The 14316-nt window shown below is 64.4% G+C and carries 14 protein-coding genes; 8 read left to right on the forward strand and 6 right to left on the reverse strand.

Features of this window, described 5'->3' with window-relative positions:
* From QTH97_RS16420 to QTH97_RS16430, 3 genes are all read right to left on the reverse strand, one after another.
* Window positions 1-1629 (reverse strand): 3-(methylthio)propionyl-CoA ligase, encoded by a 1629-nt coding sequence (locus tag QTH97_RS16420; protein WP_286569381.1) that lies wholly within the window; start codon window positions 1627-1629, stop codon window positions 1-3.
* Between the two features lie 23 nt (window positions 1630-1652).
* Complete coding sequence (locus tag QTH97_RS16425; protein WP_286569382.1) at window positions 1653-2645, reverse strand: Bug family tripartite tricarboxylate transporter substrate binding protein; 993 nt, start codon at window positions 2643-2645, stop codon at window positions 1653-1655.
* Window positions 2646-2747: 102 nt separating this feature from the next.
* Entirely contained in the window at window positions 2748-3803 is a 1056-nt protein-coding gene (locus tag QTH97_RS16430) for a beta-keto acid cleavage family enzyme (RefSeq protein WP_286569384.1), read from the reverse strand.
* Window positions 3804-3980: 177 nt separating this feature from the next.
* Here QTH97_RS16430 and QTH97_RS16435 point away from each other — a divergent pair, with 177 nt between their 5' ends.
* From QTH97_RS16435 to QTH97_RS16470, 8 genes are all read left to right on the forward strand, one after another.
* Entirely contained in the window at window positions 3981-4985 is a 1005-nt protein-coding gene (locus QTH97_RS16435; RefSeq protein WP_286569385.1) for an AraC family transcriptional regulator, read from the forward strand.
* A gap of 151 nt (window positions 4986-5136) precedes the next feature.
* Window positions 5137-5550, forward strand: coding sequence for a carboxymuconolactone decarboxylase family protein (locus QTH97_RS16440; protein ID WP_286569386.1), 414 nt, complete (start codon window positions 5137-5139; stop codon window positions 5548-5550).
* A gap of 195 nt (window positions 5551-5745) precedes the next feature.
* Window positions 5746-6594, forward strand: a complete 849-nt coding sequence (locus tag QTH97_RS16445; RefSeq protein ID WP_286569387.1) for a Bug family tripartite tricarboxylate transporter substrate binding protein — start codon at window positions 5746-5748, stop codon at window positions 6592-6594.
* A 23-nt stretch (window positions 6595-6617) separates the two neighbouring features.
* The gene (locus QTH97_RS16450; protein ID WP_286569388.1) at window positions 6618-7685 is read left to right on the forward strand and encodes a TauD/TfdA family dioxygenase; all 1068 of its coding nucleotides are present in this window, start codon (window positions 6618-6620) and stop codon (window positions 7683-7685) included.
* Window positions 7686-7696: 11 nt separating this feature from the next.
* Window positions 7697-8485 carry an SDR family NAD(P)-dependent oxidoreductase gene (locus QTH97_RS16455; protein ID WP_286569389.1) on the forward strand — a complete coding sequence of 263 codons (789 nt, stop codon included), beginning with the start codon at window positions 7697-7699 and terminating at the stop codon, window positions 8483-8485.
* Window positions 8486-8690: 205 nt separating this feature from the next.
* Window positions 8691-9578, forward strand: coding sequence for a poly(3-hydroxyalkanoate) depolymerase (gene phaZ, locus QTH97_RS16460; protein WP_286569390.1), 888 nt, complete (start codon window positions 8691-8693; stop codon window positions 9576-9578).
* A gap of 57 nt (window positions 9579-9635) precedes the next feature.
* Window positions 9636-10100, forward strand: a complete 465-nt coding sequence (locus QTH97_RS16465; protein WP_286569391.1) for a MaoC family dehydratase — start codon at window positions 9636-9638, stop codon at window positions 10098-10100.
* Between the two features lie 28 nt (window positions 10101-10128).
* Window positions 10129-12009, forward strand: coding sequence for an alpha/beta fold hydrolase (locus QTH97_RS16470; RefSeq protein WP_286569393.1), 1881 nt, complete (start codon window positions 10129-10131; stop codon window positions 12007-12009).
* Between the two features lie 65 nt (window positions 12010-12074).
* Here the strand turns inward: QTH97_RS16470 and QTH97_RS16475 are convergent, their stop codons facing one another.
* From QTH97_RS16475 to QTH97_RS16485, 3 genes are read right to left on the reverse strand one after another with little or no spacing between them, the layout of a single operon-like run.
* Entirely contained in the window at window positions 12075-12560 is a 486-nt protein-coding gene (locus tag QTH97_RS16475; protein WP_286569394.1) for an acyl-CoA dehydrogenase family protein, read from the reverse strand.
* Window positions 12557-13177, reverse strand: a complete 621-nt coding sequence (locus tag QTH97_RS16480; RefSeq protein ID WP_286569395.1) for an acyl-CoA dehydrogenase family protein — start codon at window positions 13175-13177, stop codon at window positions 12557-12559. Before QTH97_RS16480 ends, QTH97_RS16475 begins: the two co-directional genes overlap by 4 nt.
* Window positions 13170-14189: an AraC family transcriptional regulator gene (locus tag QTH97_RS16485; protein WP_286569397.1), complete on the reverse strand. Its 1020-nt coding sequence runs from the start codon at window positions 14187-14189 to the stop codon at window positions 13170-13172. The genes QTH97_RS16480 and QTH97_RS16485 overlap by 8 nt, the downstream gene beginning before the upstream one ends.
* Between the last annotated feature and the right edge of the window lie 127 nt (window positions 14190-14316).

Consider the following 14316-nt stretch of genomic DNA (forward strand, 5'->3'; position numbering starts at 1 on the left):
TCAGGCCGTCGGCAGCTTGTGGTCCTTGAACTGCTCGCGCAGACGGTGCTTGAGCATCTTGCCGGTCGTGCCGAGCGGGATCGTGTCACTGAACACCACGTCGTCTGGCGTCCACCACTTGGCGATCTTGCCGTCGTAGAAGGCCAGCAGTTCCTCGCGCGTGACCTCGACGCCGGGCTTCTTCACCACGACTAGGAGCGGGCGCTCGTCCCACTTCGGATGGAATGCGGCAATGCAGGCGGCCATGCCCACTGCAGGGTGTGCCATCGCGATGTTCTCCAGGTCGATCGATCCGATCCACTCGCCGCCGGACTTGATGACGTCCTTGGCGCGGTCGGTGATCTGCATGAAGCCATCGGCGTCGATGACAGCGACGTCGCCGGTCGGGAACCATCCGTCCACCAGCGGGTTGCCGCCGGCTCCCTTGAAGTAGCTGGCGACGATCCAGGGGCCGCGCACCATCAGCTCGCCCGAGGTCTTGCCGTCCCAGGGCAGTTCGTTGCCGTCGGCATCGACGATCTTGAGATCCACGCCGAACACGGCGCGCCCCTGCTTGGACTGGACCGCGAGCCGTTCTTCACTGCCCAGCGCCAGTTGCGCCGGCTTGAGCGTGCAGACGGTGCCCAGCGGGCTCACCTCTGTCATGCCCCAGGCGTGCAGAACCTGCACGTCATGGCGTTCCTGGAAGGCGCGCATCATGGCCGGCGGGCAGGCCGAGCCGCCGATCACGGTGCGGCGCATGGTGCTGAACGACAGGTCGTTCGACTCGACGTGCGTCAGCAGGCCCTGCCAGACGGTGGGAACGCCGGCCGACATCGTCACGCCCTCGGCCTCGAACAGCTCGTACAGGCTCTTGCCGTCCAGGAACGGACCGGGGTAGACGAGCTTGGCGCCGACTGCGCAACCGACATAGGGCAGGCCCCAGGCGTTGACATGGAACATCGGAACCACGGGCAGGATGGAGTCGCGCGCCGAGCAGTTCAGGGCGTCGGGCAGCGCCGCGGCGTAGGTATGCAGCAATGTCGAGCGATGGCTGTACAGCACACCCTTCGGGTTGCCGGTGGTGCCCGAGGTGTAGCAAAGGGACGAGGCGCTGTTCTCGTCGAAACTCGGCCACTCGAAACGATCGCTCGCGTCGGCCAGCAGTTCCTCGTAGCACAGGAGGCCGGGTATTTTGGTAGAGGCCGGCATGTGTGCGCGGTCGGTCATAGCGACGAACGCCTTGATCGTCTTCACCCGTGAAGCGATCGCTTCGACGATCGGCAGGAAGCTCAGGTCAAAGAACAGCACCTGGTCTTCGGCGTGGTCGGCGATCCACACCACCTGGTCGGGGTGCAGGCGTGGATTGAGCGTGTGCAACACTGCGCCCGAGCCGGAGACGCCGTAATACAGCTCCATGTGGCGGTACCCGTTCCACGCCAACGTGGCGACGCGGTCACCGAACGCGACGCCGCGCTGCACCAGCGCGTTGGCCACGCGGCGCGCCCGAGCGGCGAGCTCCCGGTAGGTGGTGCGGTGGATGTCGCCTTCGACGCGGCGCGAGATGATTTCCTGTTCGCCGTGGTGGCGTTCGGCATGCGTCAGCAGGGTGGAGATCAGCAGCGGTTGCTGCATCATTTGTCCGTTCATGATGTGTGTTCCTTGATTCGTGTTCATTCAGGCTGGAAGCCGATGGCCTTCAGGTTGGCAGCGTGCCTGTCGGACGCCGCACGCAGCGACTTCGACAGCTCGTCGGGCGTCAGCGGCAGGCCGATGTCCTGACCCTGTTCCTTGAAGCGCTCGATCACCTTCGGCTGCTGGAGCACCTTCAGCGTGGCCTCGCGAACCTTGGTTTGCACATCGGCCGGCACGTCGGGGGTGGTCCACAGGCCCATCCAGGCGACGTCGCCGATCTTTGGGTAGCCGAGTTCAGTGAAGGTAGGCACGTCGGGCAGCGCAGCCAGCCGCTTGGGCGCGCCGACCGCGAAGGCCTTGAGCTTGCCTGCCTTGATCAGCGGAACAGAAGTCGCTGGGCCGTCGAACATCAGTGCCACATGGCCGCCCATCACATCTTGGAGTGCGGGCGGCGAGCCCTTGTAGCCGACATGGGTCATGTCCAGGCCGGCCAGCTTGTTCAGCTCCTGTCCCATCGTGTGCGACATCGAGCCGGTGCTGTAAGAGGCATAGCTCACCTTGCCCGGATGGGCCTTCGCGTAGGCGATGACTTCCTGCAGGTTCGATGCCGGCAGCGACGGAGTGCCGACGAGCAGCAGGCCGGTTTGGGTGAGCTGGGCCAACGGCTTGACGTCCTTGAACATGTCGATGCGGGATTTCGCGACGTGCGGGATCTCGCTGACCAGTCCGTTGACGCCGACCATGAAGGTGTAGCCGTCGTGCGGCGATTGGATCAGGTCCTGGGTGCCGATGGCACCCATGCCACCCGCCTTGTTGTCAACGATCACCGGCTGGCCAAGCAGTGGCGTCAGTCCTTCGGCCAATGTGCGCGCGACGATGTCGGCGGTGCCGCCGGCTGGGGCGCCGACGACCAGACGGATCGGCTTGCTGGGCCAGGTCTGGGCCAGTGCGGTGGGTGCCATGGCCAGCAGGGAAGCGACCGTCAGGGCGCCGAGCATCGCGCGGCGCTGGGGTTTCGTGAACTGTTGCATTCGTGTCTCCGGAAATTGAAATGTGGTGTTCGTGTCGTCTGGCTGGAACAGTTGATTGCGTCGCCGAGTTCGAAGGTCGAAGCGCAGGCCGTGTGCGGGGCATCAGGCGGCGACGCGCATCGGCACGCCGCGCTGGCCCTGAGCCCGGTTGGGTGCGAATCCGACCCGTGCCAGCGTCTCTTCGGTGCTGCCGTAGGTCTCGCCGATCCGGTAGATGCTGTGCGCCTCGTCGCCGCTGGCGATGTCGCGGTTCAGAACCCGCGCGATGGCCACCATGGCCTCGATCTGCTGCACCGAGGTCATGCGCTCGCCGGTCGGACCGAACAGTGTGTCCTCGATGCCTACGCGCACATGCATGCCCATCGCGATGGCCATCGTGTTCATCGGATAGATGTGACGGTTCAAGGTCTCGAGCGTGAGCACCGCGCCGTCGGGCGTGCGGCGCACGAACTCCATCATGTCCGCCGGATTCAGACCGGCGAAGCCGCCGCCGATTGCCACGTAGTTCAGGATCAGCGGACCCATGTACACGCCGCGCCGAATGAGTCGCTCCACCGTCTCAAGCTGGGCCACGTTGCCGAGCATGAAATGTGGCTGGATTCCGCTGGCCGTGAGGCGCTTCAGGTGCTCGACATGCCACGATGGATTCGATGGCACGATCATGTCGGTGTAGGCTGCCTGCAAGGCGGGATTGGTGAGCGAGGTGCCAGCGACATCGGCCTCGGTCATCAGCTCCATCACATTCATCTGGCTGGTGTTGATCGCGATCGTCACCTGGTCGGGACGCGGGTTCAGGTCGGCCAGCATGTGGCGCGTGTCGTCCGTCATCCACTTGGCGGCCTGGCCGTCATCTTCCGGGGCGAAGGAGATGGAGCCGCCCACCTGCAGGATCATCTTGGGCACCGCTTCGCGAAGGCGCGCCAGCATCTCGTTGAACTTGGACAGGCGCTTGCTGCCCTTGCCGTCTTCTTCACGCACGTGCACGTGAAGCACGGTGGCACCCGCGTTCCAGCAATCGACCGCTTTCTGCACCTGGTCGTCCATCGACACGGCGATGTCGTCGGAGTCGCTGGCATCCCACTGGGGGCCGTAGGGCGCGACCTGAATGACCAGGGGCTGCTGGTTTTCGGGCAGGAGGGAGTCGTCGAAGAATTGCATGATGTGGGTCCTTGGGGTTCAGAAGGTGGGTTGCTGCAGGAGGATTGTTCCGGGCAAGGGGAGATGCCGATTGACCCGCTGTGACAGGCCTTTAACCTGTTGTGACACTACGCGTTAACCCCGAGCATCAACAAGCAACGGAAGGTGGGTATGGAGCGAGACCGCCCCACGAGAGGCATGATCCGCAGCGCTGCGCTGACGGACTTTGCTGCGGTCGCCCGCTCGGTCGGCGTGGACCCTATTCGGATGCTGGACGCAGCGGGGCTGGACCGCTCGTGCCTGATCGACCCCGAGATCCGTATTCCAGGCGATACCGTGCGCGGCCTGATCGCCAGTACGGCGCGTCTTTCCGGCATCGAAGACTTCGGGCTTCGAATGGCCGAGAACCGCTCCCTTTCAAACCTCGGTCCATTGGGGCTCGTGGTCAAGGAGGAACCGACGCTGCGCGAGGCGCTGCACGCTGTGGTTCGCTACATGCGCCTGCACAACGAATCTTTGCTGCTGCGAATCGAGGAGGCAGACGGCCGCGTCACGATCCATCAGCAACTGATCACGGCCCAGCCCAACCAGATCCGCCAGTCGGTTGAACTTGGCGTTGGCGTGCTGTTTCGCATCATGCAGCTGTTCCTGGGAACGGATTGGAAGCCGCTGTACGTCTGCTTCGTTCACACCGCCCCTGCCGATTTCACCCGGCACAGGCGCCTGTTCGGGCCGGTCGTTCAGTTCGATGCCGACTTCGACGGCATCGTGTGCCGCTCGGAGGATCTCGATATGCCGATCCGCGACTCCGATCCGGTCCTGGCCCAGTATGCGCGCGCATATCTCGACTCTCTGCTTGCAGCTAAGAAGGAAAACACCTTCGCCGACAAGGTGCGGGAACTGGTGGTCGTGCTGTTGCCTGCAGGCCAGTGCACCACGGCGCGTGTCGCACAGCACATGAACGTCGATCGGCGCACGCTCCACCGCCACCTGGCAGCAGAGGGCAGGCCCTTCACCTCGCTGGTCGACGAGGTGCGCAGCGAGTGGGTCATGCGGCATCTTCCCGCAGGCAACCGTGCTCTCAGCGATATTGCCGAGTTCCTAGGTTTCTCGGGGCTGAGTTCGTTCTCGAGGTGGTTCCGTACGCACTTCGGATGCTCCGTCACGCAATGGCGGGCGAACCAGCAAGCTCCCGAGGGCTGAAGCGCAGAGCAGGAGCCGCCGCGCCTCTGTCGCGAATTGACAAAGCGGTGTCACAACATGTCAACAGTGCGGCCCTTCAATGTCTGATGCTTGCACCCATGGGAACCAGGAACCGGCCCATCGCCTGCCTCGACATTCCAAGGAAGCCGCCATGAACACAGAGTCGCCGACTCGATCACCTGCCCTGTCGCATGGGGCCACACCCATCTGCGACCAGATGCGCGCAAGCGGCAACTGGAATCCGCTGTGGAATGAGTTCGCGGCCATGGATCCGGTGTGGACCGAGAAATTCATGACGATGAGTGCCCACTCCAAGTCCAGCGGCAGGCTCGACGCGAAGACGATCGAGTTCATCGCGATCGCCGTCGACGCCTCGTGCACCCACCTGTATGCGCCAGGCGTTCGGCGCCACATCCGCAGGGCCCTTCAGTTGGGAGCGACGAAAGAGGAGATCCTCTGCGTGCTGGAGTATGTCAGCGTGCTAGGCCTGCATTCCATGAGCCTCGGCGCTCCCATCCTCGCCGAAGAGATGCTGGCTGCCGCCGCGCATGCCGACACCGATTGAACAACATCCATTGGGGACTCCATGAAGCTCGATTCATCCCGCCGCCGGTTCGTACTGGCGTCTTGCGCATCAGCAGGATCGGCGCTCCTGCCGCTGGCATTCGCGCTACCCGTGGATTCCGCAGCGCAGGCGGCCCGGCCCTCTGACTGGCCAACGCGACCTGTCCGGATCGTCGTGGCGAGTTCGGCCGGCAGCATGTCCGATACCTTCGCGCGCATCATTGCCGACCATCTGACCAGGACCTTCGGGCAACCCTTCATCGTCGACAACAAGCCCGGCGGCAGCGGAGCCATCGCCAGCCTGGCGGTCGTGAAGGCACCCAACGACGGGCACACCCTTCTTTTCACAAACGCTTCGTTCACCGCCGTACTGCAGGCGATCAGCCCGCCGAAGAGCTATGACCTGATGCGCGACCTGACGCCTGTGGTCCAGATCGGGGCCAGTGGGCAGTTCCTGGCCGTCGTCCCCGCGTTCCCGGCCCACAACCTGAAGGAGTTGATCGCGCTGGTCCGCGCCCATCCGGACAAGTACACCTTTGGAACATTGGGCAACGGCTCGGTGGGCCACCTGGCCATGGCAGCACTGCAAAACCAGGAAGGGCTCAAGATCGGTCACGTGCCCTACAAGGCCGGCAACGAAGTCGTCCGAGACATGGTGGGCGGTGTTCTCGAGATCGGGTGGGTGGACGTCTCATCGTCGGTCGGCGCGATCCAGGCGGGGCAGATCCGTCCGATCGCGATCAGCGGCACGTTCCGCGCGCCCGCCAATCCCGAGGTGTTGACCATGACGGAGCAGGGCTATCCGTTCAAGTTGAACGGATGGACGGGCCTCTTCGCGGCGGCGGGTACTCCACCGGCAGTGATCCGCGCGATCAACTCCGAAGTCAACGCCCTTCTGCAGACGGAAGCGGTGAAGCAGCGCATGTTCCAGATGAACGTGGGCCTGGTGCCGGCCAACACGCCGGAGCAGTTTCAGCAGACCCTGCGCGACGACATCCAAGGCTGGACCCGGATCGTCGTCGCCAACGGCATCAAGCCCGAATGACATCCTCGACGACGAAAGCGGCCATGAACATCAACGCACCTTCTACCCACCGCGCCTATGCCCATCGAAGCGCCTGGCATGGCGACAGCATGGCCCAGCGTGACGACTGGATCGTCATGCTGACGCCCAAGCACAACGCCGAAATACGCGCGGCGCTGTCGCGCGCGAAACAGCAGGGAGCGCGCATTCCAGCACTCGGCAAGCAGCATTTCGCCCTTCCAACTTTGGGAGCAGAGTTGCTCGCCATCCGCGACGAGATCGTCAACGGCGTCGGCTTCGCGTTGGTGCGCGGTCTCGAGATTGACGAGTTGACGCTCGAGGACACGGCCCTGGTCTATTGGGGAATCGGCAGCCATCTTGGAGCCGGCAAGGCCCAGAACGCCCAGGGTGACATGCTCGGTCATGTCACCGACCTGGGTGTCGACTACCGCACAGACATGAACGTCCGCGGCTACCAGACGCGCCTGGGCCTGCCCTTTCACAACGACGCGCAGGACGTGGTGGGCCTGCTCTGTCTTCGCCCTGCGCGCGAGGGCGGCAAGTCCCGCATCGTCAGTTCCACCGCCATTCACAACGTTGTGCTTGAGCGCAGGCCGGACCTGCTGGCGGAACTCTACCGTCCCATCGCCGTGGATCGAAGGGGCGAGGCGCCAGAAGGAAAGCTCCCCTATTACCGCGGCTGCGTCTTCGAGTGGATCGGGGAGCGACTTTTTTGCCGATACAACCGGACGTACATGGAGAGCGCGCAACGCTTCGACGGCGTACCCGCGCTCACTCCCCTACAGATTGAAGCCTTCGAGTTGGTGGATGAACTATGCCGCGACCCGGCGTTGTATCTCGACATGGACTTCCAGCGTGGGGACATGCAGTTCATTTCCAACTACAGCGTGCTTCATTCCCGCACCGAGTACACCGACTGGCCCGAGCTGGATCGGCGCCGCTACCTCCTGCGCCTGTGGCTGGACACCGGCCTGATCGCGCAGTTGCCCGAGTCCTATCGGGATCGCTACGAGGACATGAAGTTCTGGGGAGCCAACCCCAAGCCCCCGATCTTCGATCACTCCGCACGCAGTGCCGAGCTCGCCCACTGAAGGGCATGCGGATGACCACGACACATAGCGAATTCCTGTCGCAGAACTTCAGCTTGGCCGGACACACCGCCATCGTGACAGGCGCTGGCTCCGGAATTGGGCGCGCAGGCGCGCTTGCATTGGCAATGGCCGGCGCGCGACTGATCCTGGTCGGACGTCGCTCTGAACCCCTAAATGACACCGCGCGGGCCATTCGTGCGGCAGGTGGGTTTGCGGAACCGCTACCCCTCGACGTCTCGGATACCGAACGATTCGAAGCTGCCCTCGCCGCGTCGGAGAATGAAGGCACGCCTACCATCCTCGTGAATAACGCGGGCGTCGGGGGCAGGGCACCCCTCTTCAATGTGCGGGCAGATCAGTTCGATCACATCTTCGGCGTCAACGTGCGCGCCGCAGCCCTGCTCGCGTCGGCCTTTGCGCGTCACCTGATCCGCCTGGAAAGTCCTGGACGCATCATCAATATCTGTTCGCTTGCAGCGCAGTCCCATCCGCATGGCCTGGGCGTTTACGGCGCCAGCAAGGCTGCGCTGGAACATCTGACCCGGACGATGGCCAGCGAGTGGGCGCACCACGGGATCAACGTCAACGCCATCAGCCCGGGCTACATCGAGACGGACATCAACCAGGCCATGTTCCAGACGCCGGCCGGCAAGGCGATGATCGACACACTGCCGCGAAAGCGTCTCGGGACGCCCGATGTTCTCAACGGCGCCCTGCTGCTATTGGCTGGGCCGGCGGGCGCTTTCATCAACGCGTCGACCTTGACGGTGGACGATGGGCAGAGGTTTGGTGTCCGGTGATGGCGTCACCGGACTTTCGCTGCTCGCGGCTTCAGGCCGGCGAAGATCGAGCGCTCGACCATAGTGGCGCCCGGACGGCCCGAGCAGCGCAACGCGATACATCACTCAGTTCGCAGGCGGTGCGAACTAGACCCAAGTCCACGCAAGGGTAAATCCGGCATCGCGACCTGCGCGACGTCGTCCGGTCGCTCCGACAATCAGGCTCATGTCTACAGTCACACTCCAACATCTCCCCGCAGCGCGCGGTGCAACGCGGCGCACCAAGTCCGGCCCTGCGCAAGGCCCGTTTGCCATCGAAATGATGGAACTTGGCACGCCAACCAACCCCATGCGCGTGCGCGTCGGCCGCAAGCCGGGCAACGGCAAGGGCGTGCCCCTGCTCCTGTTCAATGGCATCGGCGGGAACATCGAGTTGCTGGCGCCGCTCGCGGAGCGGATGCCCGAGCGCGAAATCGTCGTCTTCGACATTCCCGGCGTGGGCCAGTCGGAGCTGCCTCGCTGGCCCTACCGGCTTGGCGGCATCGCACGGCTGGCTGCGCAGATCCTGGACCGGTTCGGTATCGACGACGTGGACGTGCTGGGCGTCTCCTGGGGCGGCGCCGCCGCGCAGGAGTTCGCCTATACCTGCCGCAAGCGCTGCCGCAGGCTCATCCTCTGCGCGACCGCCCCCGGCGTGGTGATGGTTCCAGCCAGCCCGAGCGTGCTGTGGAAGATGGCGACGCCGAAGCGCTACATGAACGCCGAGTACTCGCGCAGCATCAGCGGCGACATCTACGGCGGTGATTTCCGCAAGAACCCTGCGCTGGCCACCGAACTGTTTCGCCACGTCAAGTACAAGTCGCGGCTGGGCTACTACCTGCAGCTTCTCGCCGCCTCGGGCTGGACCAGCGTGCACTGGCTGCCGGGGCTGCGCCAGCCCACGCTGCTGATGGCGGGCGCGGACGACCCCCTGGTGCCGCTCGCCAACGCGCGGCTCATGCACATGCTGATTCGGCATTCGGAACTGAAGGTCCTCGACTGCGGCCACATGTTCCTGATGACCCGTGCCGATGAATCCGTCGCGGCCATCCGCGAATTCCTGGACAGGCCCTGAAGTCTTCGGGGTGCCTGGCCGTTCCTCTCATTCATTCATTGATTGCCCCCCATCGCCATGAGCACCCCTGAGTTCACCTTCCAATCCCTCGCCGGCCTCGTTGGCCAACGCATCGGCTCGTCGTCCTGGATCACCATCGACCAGGCCCGCATCGACGAGTTCGCCCACTGCACGAACGACGCGCAGTGGATCCACGTCGACGCGGAACGCGCCGCCAAGGAGAGCCCCTTCGGCGGCACCGTCGCGCACGGATTCCTGACCCTGTCGCTGCTGGCGCCCACGGCCTTCGATGTCCTGATCTCGCACATGCAGCTCAAGCAGGCGGTGAACTACGGACTGGACAAGACCCGCTTCATCGCACCCGTGCGCGCCGGCAAGCGGGTGCGAAACCACATCAGCGTGGTGTCGATCGAGGACAAGGGCAACGGCCGCCACCTGCTCACCACCGAGAACACGGTGGAGATCGAGGGCGAGGACAAGCCCGCCCTGGTGGCCCACTCCATGGCCATGCTGATGGCCTGATCCCCGAAGAAGCACAAGGAGACAGAGAATGGCGACAACATCATCGGCCGTTGACAAGGCACCCCTGAAGAAGAAGGCGGCCATGCCGAAGCCGGCATCGCCGCCCGCGCGCAAGCGCGCATCGGCTAAGGCCGGCGCGCAGACGCCCCCGAAGGACGCGCCACCCACGGCGGCGAAGCCGGCCAGGAGGCCCGCCCGCACGACGCCCGATCCCACGACCGTGGTCAACGAACTCAGCGACCTGGTGGCCCGCGCCAGCGAAAACACCCTGGCGCCGAACCCGCTGATCGGGCTGCGGGCCAGCGATTTTGCGGAGGCCGCGCAATCGCTGCTCAAGCTGACGGCAGTCTCTCCGGGCGCCACGATCGGCTCGCTGGCCAAGTACGCAAAGTCCCTGGGCCAGATCGTGCAGGGCCGCTCCGAACTGGCGCCGGACCCCAAGGACCGACGCTTCGCGGACCCGGCCTGGCAGGGCAATTTCGCCTACAAGCGCCTGATGCAGAACTACCTGCTCGCGCACAACGAATTCAACAGCCTGATCGCCGGCTCCAAGCTGGGCGAGCGCGAAAAGGGGCAGGCGCAGTTCCTCACTGCGCTCGTGACGGACGCCCTCGCGCCGAGCAACTGGCTGATTGGCAATCCCGCCGCGGTGCGCAAGGTCGTCGACACCGGCGGCGCGAGCCTGGTGAAGGGCGTCAAGAACCTCGTGAGCGACATGCGGCACAACCACATGATGCCGATGCAGGTGGACAGCACGCCGTTCAAGATCGGCGAGAACATGGCCGCCTCGGCAGGCCAGGTGGTCTATCGCTGCGAGACCTTCGAACTGATCCAGTACACGCCCAGCACGCCGAAGGTGTACCAGCGCCCGCTGGTCATGGTGCCGCCGCAGGTCAACAAGTTTTATGCGGTCGACCTCGCGCCGGAGAAGAGCCTCGTCAAGTGGACGGTGGACAGCGGCGTGCAGATGTTCATGATCAGCTGGCGCAATCCCACGGCCGAGCACCGCGACTGGGGGCTCGAGCACTACGCGATGGCGGTGAACGAGGCGGTCGACGTGGCGCGCCAGGTCACCGGCAGTCCCGACGTCAACATGTGGGGCTCCTGTTCGGGTGGCATGACGCTGGCGGCCTACCTGGGCTACCTCGCTGGCATCGGCGACACCAAGGTGGCGAACGTGTCCTGGGCGGTGTGCGTGCTCGACGGCGCCCGCGCGATGGACGACACCACGCTGGGCCTGTTCAACTCACCCGCGGCGGTGCGCGCGGCGCGCGCCCGCTCGCGCAACAAGGGCGTGGTGGAGGGCTCCGAGATGGCCACCATGTTCGCCTGGCTGCGGCCCAACGATCTGATCTGGAACTACTGGGTCAACAACTACCTGCTGGGCAACAAGCCGCCGGCCTTCGACATCCTGGCCTGGAACGCCGACACCACGCGTCTGCCGGCGCGCTTCCATTCGGACCTTCTGGACATCATCGAGAAGAACCCCTACGTCAAAGCCGGCTCGATGACCATCAGGGGCGTTCCGATCGACATGTCGAAGGTGGACATCGGCGCCTATGTGATTGGCGGCATCACCGACCACATCACGCCGTGGAAGAGCTGCTATGCCACGGCGCGCGTGTTCGGCGACGACGCCACCTTCGTGCTAGCCAACGCGGGCCACCTGCAGAGCCTGATCAACCCTCCGGGCGCGCCCAAGGCCTACTTCTCGACCGCACCCAGTCGCCAGGCCGATCCCGAGGAATGGACTCGCGCTGCGGTGCGCCAGGAAGGAAGCTGGTGGCCGCACTGGCGGGCATGGATGCAAGAGCGCTCGGGCAGTCAGGTCGAGGCACCCAGAAAGCCAGGCTCAAGAACCCATCGCGCGCTCTGCGCGGCGCCAGGAGAGTACGTGCTCGAACGTTGAGGCTCTCTCAAAGGCGCTTTTGCTCCGTTGTGGCTATCAGCGGTGTTTTCGTGGATGCCCCGCACCTAGCCCGTGATGTCCTTGCCGAAGATGGAGCGCGCAATCACCAGTTTCTGGATTTCGTTGGTGCCTTCATAGATCTCGGCGATCTTGCAATCTCGGTAGATCTCCTCGACCCGGTAGTGCGAACCGTCAGCCGCCAGTTCCGACATGAACCCGTAGCCGCCAAATATCTGAACCCCATCGCGTGCGAACTCCGCAGCAAGGTTGGTCGCGTACCACTTCGCCATCGCGGCCTCTGGCTCCGGGAAGGCCTCCCCCGCATCCATGCGCAGCGCAGCCTTCATGTAGAGGTTGCGCGCGTTCTCGATCTCGGTGGCGCGCTCCGCGAGCTTGAACTGCCAGTGCTGGAACTGCGCGATCGCCTTGCCGAATGCCTGCCGCGGCTTCAGCCGCTCGACGCTGTGATCGAAGGTCGCCTGAGCCATGCCGACGCCGCTGGCCGCGATGCCGATGCGGCCGTAGGTCAATGTCTGCAGTGCGATCTTCAAGCCGCCACCCACTGCGCCAACGACGTTCTCGGCGGGAACCTGCACGTTGTCGAATAGATGTCCGCCGTGAGCTGGCCGTGGTTGCCCATCTTCCGGTCCGGTGCGCCGACGCGCACGCCCGGCGCATCAAGATCGATGACGATCTCCGTCATGCGCCCTTCCTCCGCGCACAGCAGAACGACGAAATCGGCTACCGGCGCGTTCGTGATGAAGCGCTTGCGGCCATTGACCACATAGCCCGCGCCTTCGCGGTTCGCAAAGGTCTGCATCGTCTTGATGCTCAGGTCCGTGCTCGCGTCGGGTTCGGTGGTCGCGAAGCTGCCGATCTTCTCGCCGGCCAGGAGCGGTGCGAGGTAGCGCTGCTGCAACTCGGGCGAAGCATGCTCCAGCGCATGGCCGGCCAGGATGCAATGCACATCCACGACGGCAGCGACGGAGTTCGAGTGGTAGGCCAGTTCCTCGATAAGCGCGGCGGTCGCGCAAGCGGGGTACTTCAATCCACGGCCCCCCACTTCGGCCGCGAAGGGAATGCGGAACAGACCCGCCTCGGCCATCTTGCGAAAGAGCTCGCGAGGGAAGTCGACTTGAGAGTTCGTAGTCAGACGACGCTCAGGCATCGGGCCGTTCCGCGACGACGTTCATGCGGTGTCGCAGCCCGGCAACCTCGCCGAACTGCTGCTTGTACCACCGCGAGAAAGCACTCAACGCAGAAAACCCGAGCAGCTCGGCAATCTGCGACAGTGGCCGCGTGCCGTCGTCGATGTAGTGCACGGCCAGTTCCCGACGGATGGTGTTCACAACCTCTCGGAACGCCGTGCCCTCGCGGACGAGACGCCGATGCACGGTCTGCCTATCGACGCCAAGTTGCTGCGCCACCTGCTCGATCGAGCATTTGCCAGAAGGCAGCAGCACCAGCAGGATGTTGCGCACGTTGTCGACCGTGCTCATGCGCGCCGAACCGGCGGAAGCTTCCAGAACCTGTCGCGCGTAGCGCGCCATCACCGGGTCGGCCATCGGATTCGGTGCATCCAGGTCGCTTGTCGTGCAGACGAGCCCGTTGAAATCCTGTCCGAAGTAGACGCCGTAGCCAAAGAGCTGAAAGTGCAGGCTCGGATCGCGCGGCGGTGCGTGCGCGAAGCAGACCCTCAACGGGTTCCACGCCGGCCCGAGGAAAAACTTCAGGTTCCGGAACATCACCCCGACAAGCAGTTCCGTCGACTGACGCGACGAGCCACCCTGGCCCACGAGAAATTCCTCCCGCATCACGGCGATGCCATTGGCCTCTTCAAGCTCCACGAACAACGATTCGTTGAGCACGTGGCTGTAGCGCATCATCGCCCGCACGACGCGCCGCACTGTCGGCTCCTCGCGCGCCACCAGCGCGACCGCGCCGAGGTTTGAAAGTTGCCGCGTTTCGGCCATGCGCAGGCCGAAGTTGTCCATGCCGCTGGCGGTCGCCGAGGTCTCGAGCAGGTCTCGAACCGCCTGGCTCGGAATGCGCATATCGGGATCGTGAAGGCAGCTCGGATTCAAGCCTACCGCAGCCAGCAAAGCCAGCGGATCAAGTCCGACCGCACGCGCCACCTCGGCGTAGTTGGTCAGGCTGGCACTGCGGACGAGGTTTGACATCGGGTTAACGCGAAGTGTCACATCAGGTTAAGCAGCTGTCACAGCGGGTCAATCGGCATCTCCCCTTGCTCGGAACAATCAGTCTTCCGAATCAGCTGCAGACGCGAAGGCAACGGGCAGCGACAAC

This window comes from Variovorax gracilis, assembly GCF_030317115.1.
GTDB classification, from domain to species: domain Bacteria; phylum Pseudomonadota; class Gammaproteobacteria; order Burkholderiales; family Burkholderiaceae_C; genus Variovorax; species Variovorax gracilis.

Excerpts from the sequence above, each read along its gene's own strand:
- QTH97_RS16480 (WP_286569395.1), bottom strand. The coding sequence starts at position 13,177 with ATGCCTGAGCGTCGTCTGACTACGAACTCTCAAGTCGACTTCCCTCGC.
- QTH97_RS16485 (WP_286569397.1), bottom strand. The coding sequence starts at position 14,189 with ATGTCAAACCTCGTCCGCAGTGCCAGCCTGACCAACTACGCCGAGGTG.
- QTH97_RS16425 (WP_286569382.1), bottom strand. The coding sequence starts at position 2,645 with ATGCAACAGTTCACGAAACCCCAGCGCCGCGCGATGCTCGGCGCCCTG.
- QTH97_RS16455 (WP_286569389.1), top strand. The coding sequence starts at position 7,697 with ATGACCACGACACATAGCGAATTCCTGTCGCAGAACTTCAGCTTGGCC.
- QTH97_RS16440 (WP_286569386.1), top strand. The coding sequence starts at position 5,137 with ATGAACACAGAGTCGCCGACTCGATCACCTGCCCTGTCGCATGGGGCC.
- QTH97_RS16430 (WP_286569384.1), bottom strand. The coding sequence starts at position 3,803 with ATGCAATTCTTCGACGACTCCCTCCTGCCCGAAAACCAGCAGCCCCTG.
- phaZ (WP_286569390.1), top strand. The coding sequence starts at position 8,691 with ATGTCTACAGTCACACTCCAACATCTCCCCGCAGCGCGCGGTGCAACG.
- QTH97_RS16470 (WP_286569393.1), top strand. The coding sequence starts at position 10,129 with ATGGCGACAACATCATCGGCCGTTGACAAGGCACCCCTGAAGAAGAAG.
- QTH97_RS16420 (WP_286569381.1), bottom strand. The coding sequence starts at position 1,629 with ATGAACGGACAAATGATGCAGCAACCGCTGCTGATCTCCACCCTGCTG.
- QTH97_RS16450 (WP_286569388.1), top strand. The coding sequence starts at position 6,618 with ATGAACATCAACGCACCTTCTACCCACCGCGCCTATGCCCATCGAAGC.
- QTH97_RS16445 (WP_286569387.1), top strand. The coding sequence starts at position 5,746 with ATGTCCGATACCTTCGCGCGCATCATTGCCGACCATCTGACCAGGACC.
- QTH97_RS16435 (WP_286569385.1), top strand. The coding sequence starts at position 3,981 with ATGATCCGCAGCGCTGCGCTGACGGACTTTGCTGCGGTCGCCCGCTCG.
- QTH97_RS16465 (WP_286569391.1), top strand. The coding sequence starts at position 9,636 with ATGAGCACCCCTGAGTTCACCTTCCAATCCCTCGCCGGCCTCGTTGGC.